Annotated in this window: 14 protein-coding genes; 2 read left to right on the forward strand and 12 right to left on the reverse strand. The window is 56.7% G+C overall.

Going from position 1 to position 15,806, the window contains the following annotated elements; translation table 11 throughout:
• Positions 1–1,501 precede the first annotated feature (1,501 nt).
• The 3 genes from DK391_RS10200 to DK391_RS10210 are packed head-to-tail and all read right to left on the reverse strand — an operon-like array spanning position 1,502 to position 4,431.
• Positions 1,502–2,956 (reverse strand): NAD(P)(+) transhydrogenase (Re/Si-specific) subunit beta, encoded by a 1,455-nt coding sequence (locus tag DK391_RS10200; protein WP_109477884.1) that lies wholly within the window; start codon positions 2,954–2,956, stop codon positions 1,502–1,504.
• Positions 2,953–3,276: an NAD(P) transhydrogenase subunit alpha gene (locus tag DK391_RS10205; RefSeq protein ID WP_109477885.1), complete on the reverse strand. Its 324-nt coding sequence runs from the start codon at positions 3,274–3,276 to the stop codon at positions 2,953–2,955. The genes DK391_RS10200 and DK391_RS10205 overlap by 4 nt, the downstream gene beginning before the upstream one ends.
• Positions 3,277–3,288: 12 nt before the next feature.
• Positions 3,289–4,431, reverse strand: coding sequence for a Re/Si-specific NAD(P)(+) transhydrogenase subunit alpha (locus DK391_RS10210; protein WP_109477886.1), 1,143 nt, complete (start codon positions 4,429–4,431; stop codon positions 3,289–3,291).
• 632 nt (positions 4,432–5,063) lie between these two features.
• Between DK391_RS10210 and DK391_RS10215 the strand changes: the two genes are divergently transcribed.
• Positions 5,064–5,930, forward strand: a complete 867-nt coding sequence (locus DK391_RS10215) for a hypothetical protein (protein WP_109477887.1) — start codon at positions 5,064–5,066, stop codon at positions 5,928–5,930.
• A gap of 82 nt (positions 5,931–6,012) precedes the next feature.
• On the opposite strand, the gene DK391_RS10220 is transcribed toward DK391_RS10215, so the two are convergent.
• The 7 genes from DK391_RS10220 to DK391_RS10250 all read right to left on the reverse strand — a co-directional run bounded on the left by DK391_RS10220 (position 6,013) and on the right by DK391_RS10250 (position 13,840).
• Positions 6,013–6,276, reverse strand: a complete 264-nt coding sequence (locus DK391_RS10220) for a hypothetical protein (protein ID WP_109477888.1) — start codon at positions 6,274–6,276, stop codon at positions 6,013–6,015.
• Between the two features lie 331 nt (positions 6,277–6,607).
• A complete protein-coding gene (locus DK391_RS10225) occupies positions 6,608–8,935 on the reverse strand; it encodes a molybdopterin cofactor-binding domain-containing protein (protein ID WP_109477889.1) in 2,328 nt (775 codons plus the stop codon).
• A complete protein-coding gene (locus DK391_RS10230) occupies positions 8,932–9,399 on the reverse strand; it encodes a (2Fe-2S)-binding protein (protein ID WP_109477890.1) in 468 nt (155 codons plus the stop codon). Before DK391_RS10230 ends, DK391_RS10225 begins: the two co-directional genes overlap by 4 nt.
• The gene (locus DK391_RS10235) at positions 9,396–10,760 is read right to left on the reverse strand and encodes a cytochrome c (RefSeq protein ID WP_109477891.1); all 1,365 of its coding nucleotides are present in this window, start codon (positions 10,758–10,760) and stop codon (positions 9,396–9,398) included. Before DK391_RS10235 ends, DK391_RS10230 begins: the two co-directional genes overlap by 4 nt.
• A 405-nt stretch (positions 10,761–11,165) precedes the next feature.
• Positions 11,166–11,924 carry an SDR family oxidoreductase gene (locus DK391_RS10240; RefSeq protein ID WP_109477892.1) on the reverse strand — a complete coding sequence of 253 codons (759 nt, stop codon included), beginning with the start codon at positions 11,922–11,924 and terminating at the stop codon, positions 11,166–11,168.
• Positions 11,925–12,051: 127 nt separating this feature from the next.
• Positions 12,052–13,395: an MFS transporter gene (locus DK391_RS10245; protein ID WP_239482783.1), complete on the reverse strand. Its 1,344-nt coding sequence runs from the start codon at positions 13,393–13,395 to the stop codon at positions 12,052–12,054.
• A 73-nt stretch (positions 13,396–13,468) separates the two neighbouring features.
• Positions 13,469–13,840: a tautomerase family protein gene (locus tag DK391_RS10250; protein WP_109477893.1), complete on the reverse strand. Its 372-nt coding sequence runs from the start codon at positions 13,838–13,840 to the stop codon at positions 13,469–13,471.
• 281 nt (positions 13,841–14,121) lie between these two features.
• On the opposite strand from DK391_RS10250, the gene DK391_RS10255 reads away from it, so the two are divergent.
• The gene (locus DK391_RS10255) at positions 14,122–14,553 is read left to right on the forward strand and encodes a MarR family winged helix-turn-helix transcriptional regulator (RefSeq protein ID WP_109477894.1); all 432 of its coding nucleotides are present in this window, start codon (positions 14,122–14,124) and stop codon (positions 14,551–14,553) included.
• 25 nt (positions 14,554–14,578) lie between these two features.
• Here the strand turns inward: DK391_RS10255 and DK391_RS10260 are convergent, their stop codons facing one another.
• Positions 14,579–15,013: a thioesterase family protein gene (locus tag DK391_RS10260; protein WP_109477895.1), complete on the reverse strand. Its 435-nt coding sequence runs from the start codon at positions 15,011–15,013 to the stop codon at positions 14,579–14,581.
• A gap of 21 nt (positions 15,014–15,034) precedes the next feature.
• Positions 15,035–15,806: histidinol dehydrogenase (hisD, locus tag DK391_RS10265; RefSeq protein WP_109477910.1), on the reverse strand; the 772-nt coding region annotated here is incomplete at its 5' end.

Genomic DNA, 15,806 nt, shown 5'->3' on the forward strand with positions numbered 1-15,806 from the left:
GCGCTGGCAGGCCTCGACGCTGGCGAAATCGTGACGATTCCGGGTCTGCATGATGCGGAAGACTGGAACCAGTGGGAAGCTGGACGCCGTGCGATCTCGCAGAAGTTCGGCAACGCTGCGCCTGCGGCTCGTTATGGTCTGACTGCGAGCAAGTAAGCTTGACGATGCGCCGCCGTCTCACGAAAAGTACTGGCGGCGGCGCAAATCAGGCGATCGATTCGATAATTCAAGCTCGTTTCGCCCCATTCGCCTTCGCGCGCAAAGTTTGACGTCTCCCAAGTGCTGGCCAGATCAAGCGCTGCCACTCGACATCGTGCGCGCAAGGTCTTGAAGACGGCAAACGCACGCTTTTGCTGCACCGCAAGTTGTTCAACAAGCGCCGCGGTCTACTGCATCACTTCGTCCATCCGGCTTATCGCCTGATCGACCTGTTCAATTCCACAGCTTTGCTCTTCAGAATTGAGGACGAGAAAGTTGTTGCGAAACTCGATCCCTTCGATCAAAGCGATAACAACAAACAATCCGGCTACGCTCCTAACGAATAGACTGGTCTACTAGCTACAGCGATGCTGATAAAGCCGGTATCTTCTGATCTGCGTCGATCGATCGAAAATAACCTGAACATGCATCGATAGAAGTTCTTGTCCTCTGCGGAGTCGAACTCGCCTGTTGGTACTGTCCGCCAAGGTCAATTGCTCCCAAGGATGGGTCTCCACTGAATACCACCTTCGTCAGGTCGCCTCGAGCGATGTCCCGGCGAACCGCTACCTCAGGCAAGAGAGCAACCCCTGCGCCGGCCATCGAAAGCTCTCTTGCGATGGCACTTGGCACCGCCATATTGACAGTCTCCAAAGACAGAGTTGGGCACGCGCCCGTTTCGGAAGTAATTTCCCGACTTTTCCTTGAAGATTCTTTGCGCCCATCGATTATTCGGTGCCGCTGTAGATCACAGATCGACTTCAAGGACGCGCTTTTTCCAAGGTATTGTAGGCTGCCCAATAATACGAAATCGGTTTGAAAAAGAGGACGGTTGACAACCGTCGAATTGACCACTCGATCAGATTCAGCGAGCCATCCTGCACTGTCCGATGGAATTTTATGCAAGGTGCGGTTGCACTGAATGCGTCAAGCAATGTTGAGATGATCGCCGCCACGGCAAGTGGGTGTTCCTCGACTCGCACGTATCCACACTCTGAGGTCTTGTCAGCGATAAGTCGTCTCTCAGCCTGCTCTAACTCGTCGATTATTTCGCGAGCAGCACTCGAAGTAATCCCTTGCCGTTTCGGCAAGTGCAACACGACGCGTCGTCCGGTTCAGGAGCAGCAAACTGGTGTTGGTTTCAAGAGCCGATATCACGCGCGAAAGTCCAGCTCTGTAGACATTGAGAATATCGCCGGCTTTTGCGTAACTTTGCATCCTCGCGACCGCGACGAATGCACACATCGATGCACGAACCGCCACTCTGCAACGCTGACAGCGCGCAGAGCGGCGGCGTCATACCTTACTCAACAGCCTTGACCATGTCTTCGATCACTTTCTTCGCGTCACCGAACACCATCATCGTCTTGTCCATGTAGAACAGGTCGTTGTCGAGGCCCGCGTAACCCGCCGCCATTGATCGCTTGTTGACGATCACCGTGCGAGCCTTGTAAGCCTCGATGATCGGCATACCTGCGATCGGCGACTTCGGATCGGTCTTTGCTGCGGGATTCACCACGTCGTTCGCGCCGAGCACGAGCACCACATCGACCTGGCCGAATTCGCCGTTGATGTCCTCCATTTCATGGACGATCTCATACGGCACTTCGGCTTCTGCCAGCAGCACGTTCATGTGACCCGGCATCCGTCCCGCGACCGGGTGAATCGCGTACTTCACGTCGATTCCCTTCTCGACGAGCTTGTCGGTCAGTTCCTTCAGCGCGTGCTGGGCCCGCGCGACGGCCAGACCATAGCCCGGCACGATCACCACGGTTTCAGCATTGCCGAGCATGAACGAGGCATCGTCCGCCGATCCCGACTTCACCGGTTTCTGTTCCACCGAGCCGCCCGAACTCGCCCCAGCGGCTTCGCCACCGCATCCACCCAGAATCACGTTGAAGAACGACCGGTTCATCGCGCGGCACATGATGTACGACAGAATCGCCCCCGACGATCCAACCAGAGAACCGGCGATGATCAGCATCGGATTGTTCAGCGAGATGCCGATACCTGCCGCCGCCCAGCCAGAATACGAGTTCAGCATCGACACGACGACAGGCATGTCGGCGCCGCCGCTCGGGATGATGATCAACACACCGAGTGCAAAAGCAATGAGCGTCATGATGATGAACGGCACCCACGACTGCGTGATAAAGACCGCCACGCCAAAGCCGATCATTGCCATCGCGCGCAGCAGGGTGATCAGATGCTGGCCTGCATAGACAACGGGTGCCCCCTGAAACAGGCGGAACTTGTATTTTCCTGAGAGCTTGCCGAACGCAATGACTGAACCGCTGAACGTAATTGCGCCGACGAAGGTGCCAATGAACAGTTCGACCCGATTGCCGTACGGCAGAAAGCCTGGCGTCACGTTGTCGGGGTCAATCAACCCGAATGCCGTCGGCTCCGAGACCACCGCATAGGCAATACACACGGCAGCCAGGCCAATCAGAGAGTGCATAGCCGCTACAAGCTCGGGCATCTTCGTCATCTCGACCCGCGCTGCGACGAAGGCGCCGATGGTGCCGCCGACTACCAGCGCCGCCAGCAGAAGGCCAAGACCCAGTTCTAGGTTCACACCGAGGCCGTTGGCCTGCCTGAATATCAGCGCGATGGTCGTGAGAATCGCAATGGCCATCCCCGTCATGCCGAAGGTGTTACCGACACGCGCAGTCTTGGGGTTAGACAGTCCTTTGAGCGCCTGAATAAAGCAGACCGATGCAACCAGGTACAGCAAGGTGACAACATTCAGGTTCATTTTCCATTCTCCTTGCCCACTGCCTTCTTCGAGTCCTTCTTGCGGAACATCTCCAGCATTCGCCTCGTAACGAGGAACCCGCCGAAGACATTCACTGCGGCAAGCACTACCGCCGCAGTGCCAAAGAACTTCGAAGCGTGGCCGACCGTAAGACCCGCTGCCAGCATCGCGCCAACAATCACGATAGCTGAAATGGCATTGGTCACGGCCATCAGTGGTGTGTGCAGTGCTGGCGTGACATTCCAGACCACGTGATAGCCGACATAGACGGCCAGAATGAACGTGGTGAGATTAATGACGGTATGGTTGACGACTTCCATGTCCGCTCTCCTTTAGACTTTGCGCACAACTTCAACGTCGCGCGCCAGCAGAGTGGCCGCGACAATGTCGTCTGCGAGATCGATGTTCAACGTGCCCTCTTTCGTGATGACCAACTTCAGAAAGTCGAGGACGTTCCGTGCGTATAACGAAGATGCGTCAGCGGGCACCATCGACGCCAGATTGGTGTAGCCTGCTATCTGGACGCCATGCCGGGTAATGACCGTGTCGGGTTCCGTCAGCGGGCAGTTGCCGCCACGCCGGCCTTCGAACTCATCTCCTCGGCCGGCGGCCAGGTCTATCAGCACCGAACCCGGTTTCATCGCCCGGACCGTGTCGACCGAAATAAGCGTGGGCGCGGCTCTGCCCGGAATGAGAGCAGTGGAGATCACTACATCGGCCTGCTTCGCACGTTCGTGAACCAACGCTGATTGGCGCGCAAGCCACGACGGCGGCATCGGTCGCGCGTAGCCGCCGACACCCGCCGCCGCGTCTCGCTCTTCGTCCGTTTCGTACGGCACGTCGAGGAATTTGGCGCCAAGCGACTCGATCTGCTCCTTGACAGCGGGACGTACGTCCGATGCCTCGATCACAGCGCCAAGGCGCTTTGCTGTTGCGATGGCCTGCAAACCGGCGACTCCTGCACCCAGGATAAGAACCCGAGCTGCCTTCACGGTTCCAGCGGCCGTCATCAACATCGGCAAGAATCGCGGATACAGCATCGCGGCTAACAGCACAGCCTTATACCCTGCAATATTGGCCTGCGACGACAGCACATCCAGGCTCTGCGCGCGCGTTGTGCGCGGTGCGGCCTCAAGAGCAAATGCGGTGACACCGGCGGCTGCGAGTGCGGTCGCATTGTCCCGATTGAAGGGGTCAAGCATGCCCACCAGAACGGCGCCTCGCTTGAGCAAAGGCACTTCGGTGTCAGTCGGGCTCTGCACTTTCAATACGACGTCAGCAGCAAAAGCAGTAGCTGCATCGACGATCTGAGCACCGGCAGTTGAAAAACTCTCGTTCGTGAAGCTTGCGGCTAATCCCGCGTCATGCTGAACAAGAACACGATGACCCTGGGAGACATACTTTTTCACTGTCTCCGGTGTCGCGGCGACCCGGCTTTCATGTGGCCTTGTCTCCGCAGGAACTCCGATATCCATACGATCAAACTCTCCAGATAGCGACGCGGCCGTAGGTCATTGGCGACGCTAGTGCCCGTAAAAACTGGATGACGGTATTGCCGTAGAAAACCGGATTTCGCGCATCCAGCACCAACCAAAAACCCCAAACCAACGAGAGCCGACATTTGACTCAAGTTTCCGTTGCACACGTAAGCTCCTGCTCGCACAACGCACCGCAGCGGGGTGACAACAATGGTAAGGAGCGGGAGCACTATCCTCAATGACGTAGATGCAACGAAATCGGACACGGTGCTCTGTGCGTTTCGAAGACACTTTATGGAAGCATTTCCGCTTTCGCCTGCGCCAATGATCTCGCTTCATTCTCTGACAACACAGTCCGCAGCGTTATGTCCGCCCCGCTCTGAGCATCAGTTCAAGCGATGGTCAAAGCTCATGACGTTGCAGATACATCTGCATAGGCAATGAGAAGCGAAGCCTCTGTGTCAGATCAGGCATTGCGCAAACGATGACACTCAGTTGATGCATAGATAACAACCGACGGCATAAAAGGTGGCAACTTTGACGTTGCTGCCCAATCGAGTAGGCCTCAGACTGGAGAAATAGCGATTTTCTTACGCTTCTAGACGCGGCGAATTCATCCAGGAAACCACATGAACGAAACGAATCAGCATGACTCTCTGGAAGAGCGAGAAGACGATAAGCCCGTTCATGCGTTTGATATGGAACGTGTTCAGTTTCTCGATATGGATTCGTTTCGCAGAGTCAACGAGTGCGTACTTATCGTCATGCGGGAATATGCAAGACTTGAACACCCACCCACTGAGTGGGAATTGGAACAGGCCTTGATACAGGGCTATCCACGATCCGATGGCTCATTGCTAGTCCGCTCGATTTCACCGGACGGGCGGAATCAAGACACGATTGTTCCCGCTCTGGGATGGCGGCAACTGAGCACCGAAGAGTATGAGAAGTTCGATGAACATCGGACCTGGCGCAAGAATCATGATCCTGACGGATATGAGGCGTCAATCGATCATCTGGCAGAACTTATCAGGAAACCAGGAGATGATTTCGCCGTGGCTGAGGCCGGGAAAGCGCAACCGAATGTGTCTGTTAATGAGCGTACTGCTATCAATCCAGAAACGCTCATTGCGTCAACAATGTCTTCGATGATGCGGTCATATGCGATCATACTGGACCGGTCTGACGCGGCAGAGCATCTCATCGAACGAATTGACCAGCAATCGGAGTTCGATGCGCATGTTCGCACCGAAACGGCTGAATTTCGGCGACAACACCATCAGCCTTATTTCGTTTTGTGGAGGATGCTGGATGCCTCCGACAAACTCACCTTAACGCCCTCGGACCTGAAAGCGTTGCTCTCAGACGCATTGCCAACAGTCATGCAACGCGTAAAGATGACGGGGGGAACGTGTACGTTTCTAATCGGCACTGAAATCGACGATAGCAAACTGATCGAAGAGCGACTTGCGAGTCTGCAATCCGCGGCCGAATAGGACTTCCGCTAGCATCCCCGGCATATACGGGCCGCCCTGCTCTGCATCACACTAGAAGTTGTCTTCCCATTGAATCATGGGCTCATTCCCAGGCAGCCAGACTGCTCCAAAGCAGGCCTACCAGAACGAGCTCATTTTCCAGTAGTGCGTCCGGGTGATATTTTTCGAGCTCGCGCAGTGACTGCAGCATCCGCCTGACCAGAAGCACGTCGTCGTCAACCAATGGCCACGCATGCATAAGGTACGCTAATGCGGTGACGTTGCGTCGTTCACACCATCCATCAAAAAGTATCATGCAGACTTCGTCGACGAGCGATAAGCCCTGACTCTTGCTGTCCGGAAGCATCCCCTTTCTCGCGGGTGCCTGTTGGCGACGTTGCATTCCGTTCGCTGAAAACGCAAGCGAAGCTAATTTGGTGCTGGGCGGCATATCGAAGAAGACGTGAGCTGATACGTGTGAAACGGCGTCTGAAACGCGACGGACTTTTTGCTCCTCCCGCTCCTGATCTTTCTATCGGAGTGGTACTTTATGAAGCGTTCAACGCCGCTTTTGATTTCTTCGATCACCACATCGCTGGCAACCACACATTGTTCCCAGCGTACCTCAGTTAATCGAGCCTCAAGCTTCCTCTCTGTTTTGACGCAAGCAGTTCCATCAACCCTTGAGCATTCGAACCTTAGCCAGCTTTTTTCTCTGACGCTTGATCCAAAGCCATCTTGACGGCCGTAGCTCGAATTGGCAAATGACGCATCCGTACGCCAACGGCAGCAAAAATCGCGTTGCCTATTGCGGGCGCGACGACGGTTGTTGGCGGCTCGCCCAGTCCCACTGGCACTTCGGCGCTTTCCGCGAAGGCAATATCCATCTCAGGAACATCTGCCATTCGCAACGGCGTATACGTATCGAGATTTTTGTCCTTCACGTTTCCGTTCTCGAACTCGGTTCCTTCGTAGAGTGCCATGCTCAATCCCCACAAGGTTCCACCTTGTGCCTGCGCCATTGCGCCGTCGGGATCAATGATGGAACCCGCGTCAATTTCCATCCAGAGTTTCTGAACCGTAACTAGTCCCGTCTGCCGGTCGACCTTGACCTGAGCCACGCACGCGCACCACGTCGGCATGTCACGTTCCTGTCCAAAGGAACTGGCGATACCAAGCCCGGTATCGGGCGGCAGTGTCCGTCCCCATCCGGCGCGCGCAGCGATACGGCGAATCACGTTGGCCTGTCGTAGCGCGCCGCCAACTGAATTCGGCGCCGCGCCAACATTCCGGCCAGTGGCGGTGAGATGTTTCAGACGGAAATCGACTGGGTCGATCTTCTGGACGTGGGCCACCTCGTCCATGAACGACTCAAGCGCCCAGTTCGTCCAGCCAGGGGCCACAGCACGCAACCACCCCGGGCGAAAACTCTTCTGCGCCAGATCGTTGTTGATTGCTCGAACGCGTAATGCACCCACCTCGTACCAGTGATCCGCTCCCGAAATCGAGAACGGATCATAGGGCGCGCCATTGGTACCCTTCTTGAGATTCCCCGGAAATACCGTAAGACTAGGCCAGCCGGCGACCGCCACATGTTCCATCGCGGTCGTCTTGCCACTGCCATCCCATCCCAGACGTAACCGCTGCAGCGTAGGGGAACGGAGCGAATCGAGCAGTGTGTCGTCTTCGCGGGTGAGCACCATCTTGACTGGGCGGCCAATCTTCTGGGTGGCGAGCGCAGCAGGAACGGTGTAGTCACCGTTCAACCGGCGGCCAAAGCCTCCACCGATAAGATAGGTTCGCATGACGATGCGCTCGACCGGGACACCAAGCGCCTTTGCAAGGACGGGAAGAATAAATCCCTGCGCCTGATTGCCGGTGTGAATCTCAAACACGCCGTCTTTTTCAAATGCGACCGCGTTGACCGGTTCGAGCTGAAAATGTAGAACACCTGTGGTCGTATAGACCCCCTGGAGTGTCTGTTTGGCGTTTTTGAGCCCGCTATCTACATCGCCCCCGCCCGTATCGAGCAACGCCCCCTGACTGGTGTCGGCAATCAGCGCGGACGCGTGATCGAATAGCGTCTTCTCGGATACGGCGGATGTATCGCCACTCTTCCACGTGACCTTGATGAGGTCGGTAGCGCGTAGCGCCGCGTAATACGAGTCGGCCAGAACCATTACCCAACCAGGAACCGTATTGGAAGCGTCGTCGAGCGCAATGCTTCGAATATAGCCCTTGACGCTTCGTGCAGCGCTATCGTCGATTGAAACAACCTTCGATCCATAGCGGGTTGGCGGCAACTTGGGACGCGCATAGACCATACCCGGAATGTCCACGTCAATGCCATAGACGGCTGTACCGGTTGTCTTGTGCGGTACGTCGAGTGCCCGTGTCTGTTTCCCGATCAGCGTGCGGCTGGCCACCGGCTTGATCGGCAGTGCTTTCATCTCATCGGCCGAGAAGCGCCGCCCCAGATTCCCGCGACTGACGATCTCGCCGTAGTCGATAGAACGCGCTCCTGCGTGGACCGCGCCGCCACGTGCGGTACATGCTGTGACAGGCACCCCCAGCAGCTTTGCGCCCTGCTCGATCAGCGCAATGCGTCCGGCCGCTCCCGCCCGGCTGAAGACCGGAAAGGTTGCCCATACAGACGTACTCCCGCCTGTCACCATGAAGCCCCATTTCGGATCGGTATCCACGCCCACGATCCTGACCATGTTCCAGTCGGCTTCGAGTTCATCGGCAAGTATGCGTGCGATGGCCGTGCCGATATGTTGGCCCATTTCGGCCTTCGGCACGTTCACCGATATGATCCCGTTGTGGTCGATCCCAAACCATACGGTGGGCTCAAAAACCGGCCCTTGCGATTTGACAGAGTCTGGCGGCGCGCTACCGAATGCGTTCAACGCGAAAGCAGCATTCGAAAAACCAAAGAGCGCGCCTGTTGCCACTGTTGCAACGAGAAAGGACCGCCTCGAAAGATTGACGGTCTCGCCTTCGATGTCTCGCTGTACCCGACTCATGCCTTACTCTCCGCCATTGCGCGTGCCGCCTGTTTGATTGCCTCCCGAATGCGGGAGTACGTCATGCAACGGCAAAGATTGCCCGTCATGACTGCGTCGATGTCGGCGTCGGTGGGGTCAGGAAAATCCTTGAGCATGGCAGCCGCTTGCATGATCTGACCTGACTGACAGTAACCGCACTGAGGGACCTGAATATCTCGCCAGACGCGTTGAACAGGATGTTCGCCTTTCGGATCGAGTCCTTCGATCGTCGTAATGTCCGCGCCCTCGACAGCGCCGAGATGCGTCACACAGGACCGCGTGGGACGACCACCGACATGCACCGTGCAGGCACCACACATGCCGATCCCGCAACCGAATTTGGTGCCTTTCAGGCCGACCTCATCTCTGATCACCCAAAGCAGAGGCGTTTGCTCATCTGCGTTGACCGTAACGGTCTTGCCATTGATACGTATGCGGCTCATCGTATTTCTCCTGGTCCTGCGGCACGAATCGTTGCGATCTGCTTCTCGAGGTTTGGCCACGGCGCTTTGTTCGTGCGCGTGTTTCGCAAGTACGTGGCGATGGTCGCGACGTCTTCGTCGCTCATTCCCCGCGCAAAGCCCGGCATCACAATGCCGCCCGCGCCTTCCTTCGCACTGACACCGTAAAGAATCACGCGAATCAGATTCGACGGATCGTCAAGAAATACAGTGCTGTTGAGGCCCAACTCTGGCCGGTTCGGATTGACGTCCGGCATCCTGTTGTAATGACACGAAGCACATGCCGCTACGAACAGACGGCCTCCCGCGCTCGTGATACGCGTTCGATCCTGCGCATCGACTGCAAGCGCCGACGTCACCGCTCCCTGAGCGCCGGCAGCTCTTGCATCGCCTCCGCCAAGCGACTCGACATACGTCACGATTGCCTTCTGATCCTCGGCATCCAGCGCGGCCAGCTCGTGTGTCACGGACGACATCGGACCTGCCGCCGGACCGTGGTAGCGGCTCATACCGGTCATCAGATAGTCGATTAGCTCTGCCGACGTCCACGGTGCGGGCGATGGATTGGCCGCAGTCAACGGCGGTGCATACCAGCCATCGACAGCTGCGCCCTGATATAGACGGTTCGTCAGTTCCGCACCCAGTGGCCCGCGGGGCGTATGACATGCAGAGCAGTGGCTCAGACTTTCCGCGAGATATGCGCCGCGATTCCAGAGTTGCGTTTTATCCGGTTGCGGTTCAAAGCGTCCCGGATGAAAGAACAACAGTTTCCATCCAGCCTGAAGCGGTCGGAATCCGAATGGAAACGGCATTTCGTTGGGGTGATTCTCAACGTGCACCGGCGGTCGCGTCATGATGTACGCGTAGAGCGCGTGCACGTCTGCATCCGACATCTTGGTGAAGTGGTCGTACGGGAATGCGGGGAAGAGATGCGATCCATCGCGCGCCACGCCTTCATGCATCGCGCGCAGGAATGCTTCTTCGGACCACGTGCCGATGCCGGTCTCGCGGTCAGGCGAAATATTGGTTGAATAGATGGTGCCAAAGCCGGTCTTCATCGCGTATCCGCCCGCGAACGGCTTACCACCGGCAATGCTATGACAGCTGGCGCAGAAGCCCGCTGCCGCTACGCGGGCGCCTTGCTGAACAAGCATCGGCGAGAAGCTCGACGCCTGCGGAGTCGGTATCTCCTTGATAGCCGGTCGCCAGGCAAACGCGAGAAACGCGCAAATGCCAACAACAGCCACAGCCACCACAGCTGCGATGATGCGCTTCAACCGACCACCCGACGACCGTGACGACGTCGGCCCTGCTTCTGGCAGGACATTTTTTCCTCTGGACATCTCATCTTTTCCAGTCGTAGGGGAACATCCGCCATCGCAACGCGCGGGCAGACAATCAAATCGATCTAATCATCATTCGATGGCAGTACCGAGACCGATTGGTTGCCACGATAACTGACGCCAGCTATCCGATCCATGTCGAATCGGCACGCATTTCAGGACATCCGTGGCACCTGCAGCACGGTTTTACCAATGCAAAGAAAGCGCCGGGGCATCGAAGCAAGGCACAAAAAAGGAAGGGATGTCGCGCGGTCAGCCTCGTCGTGCACTCTGAGTAATGAGGCAATTTTCGACGTGTCAACCGACCCGCACAATGACGTATACGCAATGATTCATGCCATCCAGAGGCTGGCGTGGCATTCACCGACAACAAAGTCGCGAGTTATGAAGAATCGAAAACGGCCTTTACTGTGCCGTCCAGCCACCGTCAATACGAAGACTCGTGCCCGTGATCATGGCCGCCGCAGGAGATGCCAGATACAGCACTGCTGCCGCGACCTGATCACTCTGAAGCAAACGACCCATTGGGATTCGATCAAAGACCCAGCGCTTGAACTGTTCATTCTCGAAAAATGGCTGGGTCATGGGTGTATCAGCGAAAGTCGGAGCCACGGAGTTCACGCGTATTCTCGGTGCAAGCTCGATCGCTGCAGCCTTCGTCAGCCCTTCCATTGCGTGCTTCGTCATACAGTACACAGATCGATTGGGCGCACCGACATGGCCCATCTGGGAAGAGATATTGATGATCGACCGGTCACTCGTATCATCAGATTCAAGCATCTTACGTACGGCTGCTCGAGTTGCCAGGTACGTCGCCCTGACATTCAGGCTGAGAACGAAATCAAGATCCGGAGTCTGGACATCCGCAAGGCGCGAGGGAATATTAGTGCCTGCATTATTAACAAGAATATCCAGTGCGGGAAGGTTAGCGAACACCCGTTCCAGCTGAGCGTCATTCAATAGATCGCATATGAGTGGCGTGCACCTACCGCCCTTCTGACGAATACGATCCGCCACTTCTTCGAGTTCCTTTGCCCCTCTACTGAGCAGATAAACATGCGCACCAGATTCTGCAAGCAAGGCAGCGATTTCTGCTCCGAGGCCACGACTCGCGCCAGTCACGACCGCCGTCTTTCCGTCAAGCCTAAAAAGTCCGTTTGACATACTTCTCTCTATGGTTCAGGTTCGATTGCTTAATTGGAGGGGCGAAAATGTCGTCAGGCAAATAGACGGTCCATCGAGGCAGATGTGCCTGCCCCGACGCGGTGACGTGAATTCTTATGACCGGTGCTCAACCGTCGTTCCCGCTCGTCGCCGGAACGAACGTATGGGCTGGCGGCGCTTTCGGATCATTCGCGACGCGCGCGAAGAGTGCACACACAAGCGTGATGCCAGCTGCAATCATCGCGAAGATAGCTATCGGCGTGTAATCAGCATACTTGGCAAGCAATGCGGTGGCGATCAGCGGCGTCGGGGCCCCGGCGACCAATGCACCCAACTGGAAGCCTATCGTCACGCCGCTGTAGCGCACCTCTGGGCTAAACATCTCCGCGAACCATGCTGCCAACGGCGAGAACACTGCCGCGTGCGCGATGCTCAACACCATGATTTCGGCGAGCAGAATGAGCGTCGGATTTCCCGTCCCTACGAGCTGGAAGAAAGGAAAAGGCGCCACTACTGCAACCAGCGCACCAAACACGACCACTTGCTTGCGTCCGACCTTGTCGGACAAGGCGCCGAAGAATGGCTTGGTCAACAGTTCCAGCGCAGCTGCGATCAGGATAGCGACAAGGACCGTCTTTCGTGGCACGCCAAGATGGCTTGTCATGTAGGTCAGGCCGAAAGTCGTGAATACGTAGTACAGGATGTTGTCGGCGAAGCGCAGCCCAGCCGATAACATGATTGCCCTGGGGAACCGCCGAACTGCTTCTACGATTGGCAGCTTGACCGTAGCATCGGTGTCGAGAACTTTCTTGAATGCGGGCGGCTCTTCGATACGGAGCCGGATCACCAGTCCAACAGCGACAAGTACGGCGCTAAACAGGAACGGAATGCGCCAACCCCACGCCAGGAACTCTGCTTCCGGCAGCCTGCTCGCAAGTTCCATCCCGCCTACGGCCATACATAGCCCCGCTGGCAGGCCCATCTGCGGAAAACTGCCGTAGAGACCTCGCCGGTTCGGTTTCGCGTGCTCGACTGCGATCAATGCTGCCCCGCCCCACTCACCACCCACAGCCAACCCTTGAACGATTCGCAGCAGGATTAGCAGAATGGGCGCAGCCAGTCCGATGTGGGCGTACGACGGGACCAGACCGATCAGCGTGGTCGACAGCCCCATCGCCAGTAGCGTCGAAACCAGTACGAACTTGCGCCCGACGCGGTCGCCGAGATGCCCGGCAACGATACCGCCAAATGGCCGCGCGATAAATCCGACGGCAAATGTACCGAATGCGAGAAGCGTTCCCGTCAACGGATCCCCGCCAGGGAAATACAGCTTTCCAAAAACGAGTGCCGAGGTGATCCCGTACAGAAAGAAATCAAACCACTCGATGGCACTTCCAATAAAACTGGCGATCGCAATCGTCAACATTTTCGGTGACGAATGCCCTGCCGCGGTCGAACGCTTCGTGTCCAAAACCCGTCTCCTAATGCATAGGTATGCAACTATTTATGACCTGATCTACAGCTCCGGGCGACAATGCCGTCGATCACGCGTAAGGTGGATCGGGCAACTGCTTGCCACCGCGGATAATGTATTTGGGAACATATTCAAGCAGCCCTGTCTCGATGCGCTCTTCGGAAATGCCCGCGTAATCGCTGAAAATCGCACTCACCTTCTTGACCAGTGCCAGCTTTGCCTCGTCGGATCGGCCTGCACGAATGTTGCACATGATCAGCGTGTCACCACCAGGCTCTCCGCCGACATAGCTGCTCTCAGAAGCGAGATCGTTGAAGATCACGCTGATGATTTCCAGTGGAGACTTGATGGTCTCGTTGACGGCGATGGTGATCGCCTTGGCGATCTTCCTTTTGATGTCGACGTCCAGACCAGCGCGCGTGTTGCAAACGATGATAGGCATTTCAAAGAACTCCTTTCTAAAAATGAATCACAGGGCTATTCGGACAATTTATTAATAAGTATGCAAATCCCGGAAAAGCCGAATTCCAAAAGATCTCAATCCTTAACTGATGTATATGCATCAGTATAGTAAAGATAATCAAGCCTTCAACCTGGTGCGAACCTGTACGAATACTGCTTGTGAACGGTCCTATGCAACGATGATTTCGAGTGGTTCCACGCACCACAACGGTAGTGTTACGATCGTCGTATATACATGTTTCGATCTTCCGAGGAACAACGATGTTCACTGAATGCTATTGCACGCAGTTCCGGCGCTCGGCCAATGCGCTGACAAGCATCTACGACGACGCCTTGCGCCCGGTCGGCCTGAAGATCACGCAGCTCACACTATTGCGTGGCCTCGACAGGCTGGGTTCCGCGACTTACAACGAAATTGCCAGCGAACTGGCGCTCGACAAGACGACGATCTCGCGCAACATCAGGTTATTGATCGACGCTGGATGGGTTGACGTGTCCAGCGACGACGACGCACGTTACAAGCTGGCAACGCTCAGCCCCGCAGGTACCCGTATGCTGAAAGAAGCCGAGCCATACTGGCGTGCTGCACAGACGCAGGTCGAGAAAGAGCTCAAGAAGTACCTCAAGGGCCCTGCCAAGGCCGCGCTTCTGGAAGCACTCGAAACGCTGCAGCAAGTCGGGAGCGATCGGTAGGTAGCCATGATTTAACGCCTCCTCGTTAGCTGAGAATCTGCTCGACTGCGTTGCGAAAGTCGCCAGACAGCGGGACTGGCCGGCGCGTAACGCGGTCGACATACGCATGAACGAATGTGCCGTGCGCGAACGACTGGTTAGCGTCGTTCCTGAAGAGACTGATCTCATAGGTCACGCTGGTGGTACCCATTCTGCTCGCACACAGCCCACAGGTGACGAGGTCCGGAAAGACGACCTCGTCGAAGTATTCGCAACTCGTATGCACGACCAGGCCGACCGCTTCACCACGTACGGGATCCAGCAGGCCACGTCCGACAAGCCATCCATTGACCGCAGTATCGAACCACGTGTAGTGAACAGCGTTGTTCACGTGCCCGTAGATGTCGACATCTTTCCACTGGGTGTTGACCTCACAAAACCAGCGAAAGTCGCGTCGATGGCGTGGCCTGGTCCGTGACATGACGGGTCCCCTTTTCAGCGATCAGGCGGGAACGGCTGTACCGTAAGGAACCTCGCGGTTCCCGAAGCGACGCACGCGAATGTTTGCCTGCTCGCCGTGCGCGATCATCCCTTCGATGGCGCACAGGCGCGAGCAATATGATCCGATCAATGCGCTGGCTTCATCCGTCAACACCTTCTGATACGTGCAGGTCTTGATGAACTTGCCGACCCACAGCCCGCCTGTATAACGCGCTGCTTTGCCTGTCGGCAGCGTGTGATTTGTGCCGATGACCTTGTCACCAAATGCGACGTTGGTACGCGCACCGAGGAAGAGCGCGCCGTAGTTCTTCATGTTCTTCAGGAAGTAGTCCGGGTCCCGCGTCATCACCTGAACGTGCTCGGATGCAATGTCATCAGCGACTTGAACCATCTCCTCGAGCGTGTCCGTGACGATCACTGCGCCGTAGTCACGCCAGGAGGCGCCGGCCGTGTTTGCCGTGGGCAAAATCTTGAGCAGGCGCTCGACCTCTGCAATGGTGTCCTTCGCAAGTTGCATCGAGTTCGTGAGAAGAATCGCTGGCGTGTTGAAGCCATGTTCCGCCTGACCGAGCAGATCTGTCGCGCACATTTCTGCATCGACGCTGTCGTCGGCGATCACCAGGGTTTCGGACGGCCCCGCGAGCAGGTCGATCCCAATGCGGCCGAACAGCTGACGTTTCGCCTCTGCAACGAACGCGTTGCCCGGCCCCACCACCATCGAAACGGGATCGATTGTCTGCGTGCCGAGCGCCATCGCTGCGATCGCCTGAACA

The sequence above is a fragment of the Paraburkholderia sp. C35 genome, assembly GCF_003121405.1.
Classification (GTDB): Bacteria; Pseudomonadota; Gammaproteobacteria; order Burkholderiales; family Burkholderiaceae; genus Paraburkholderia.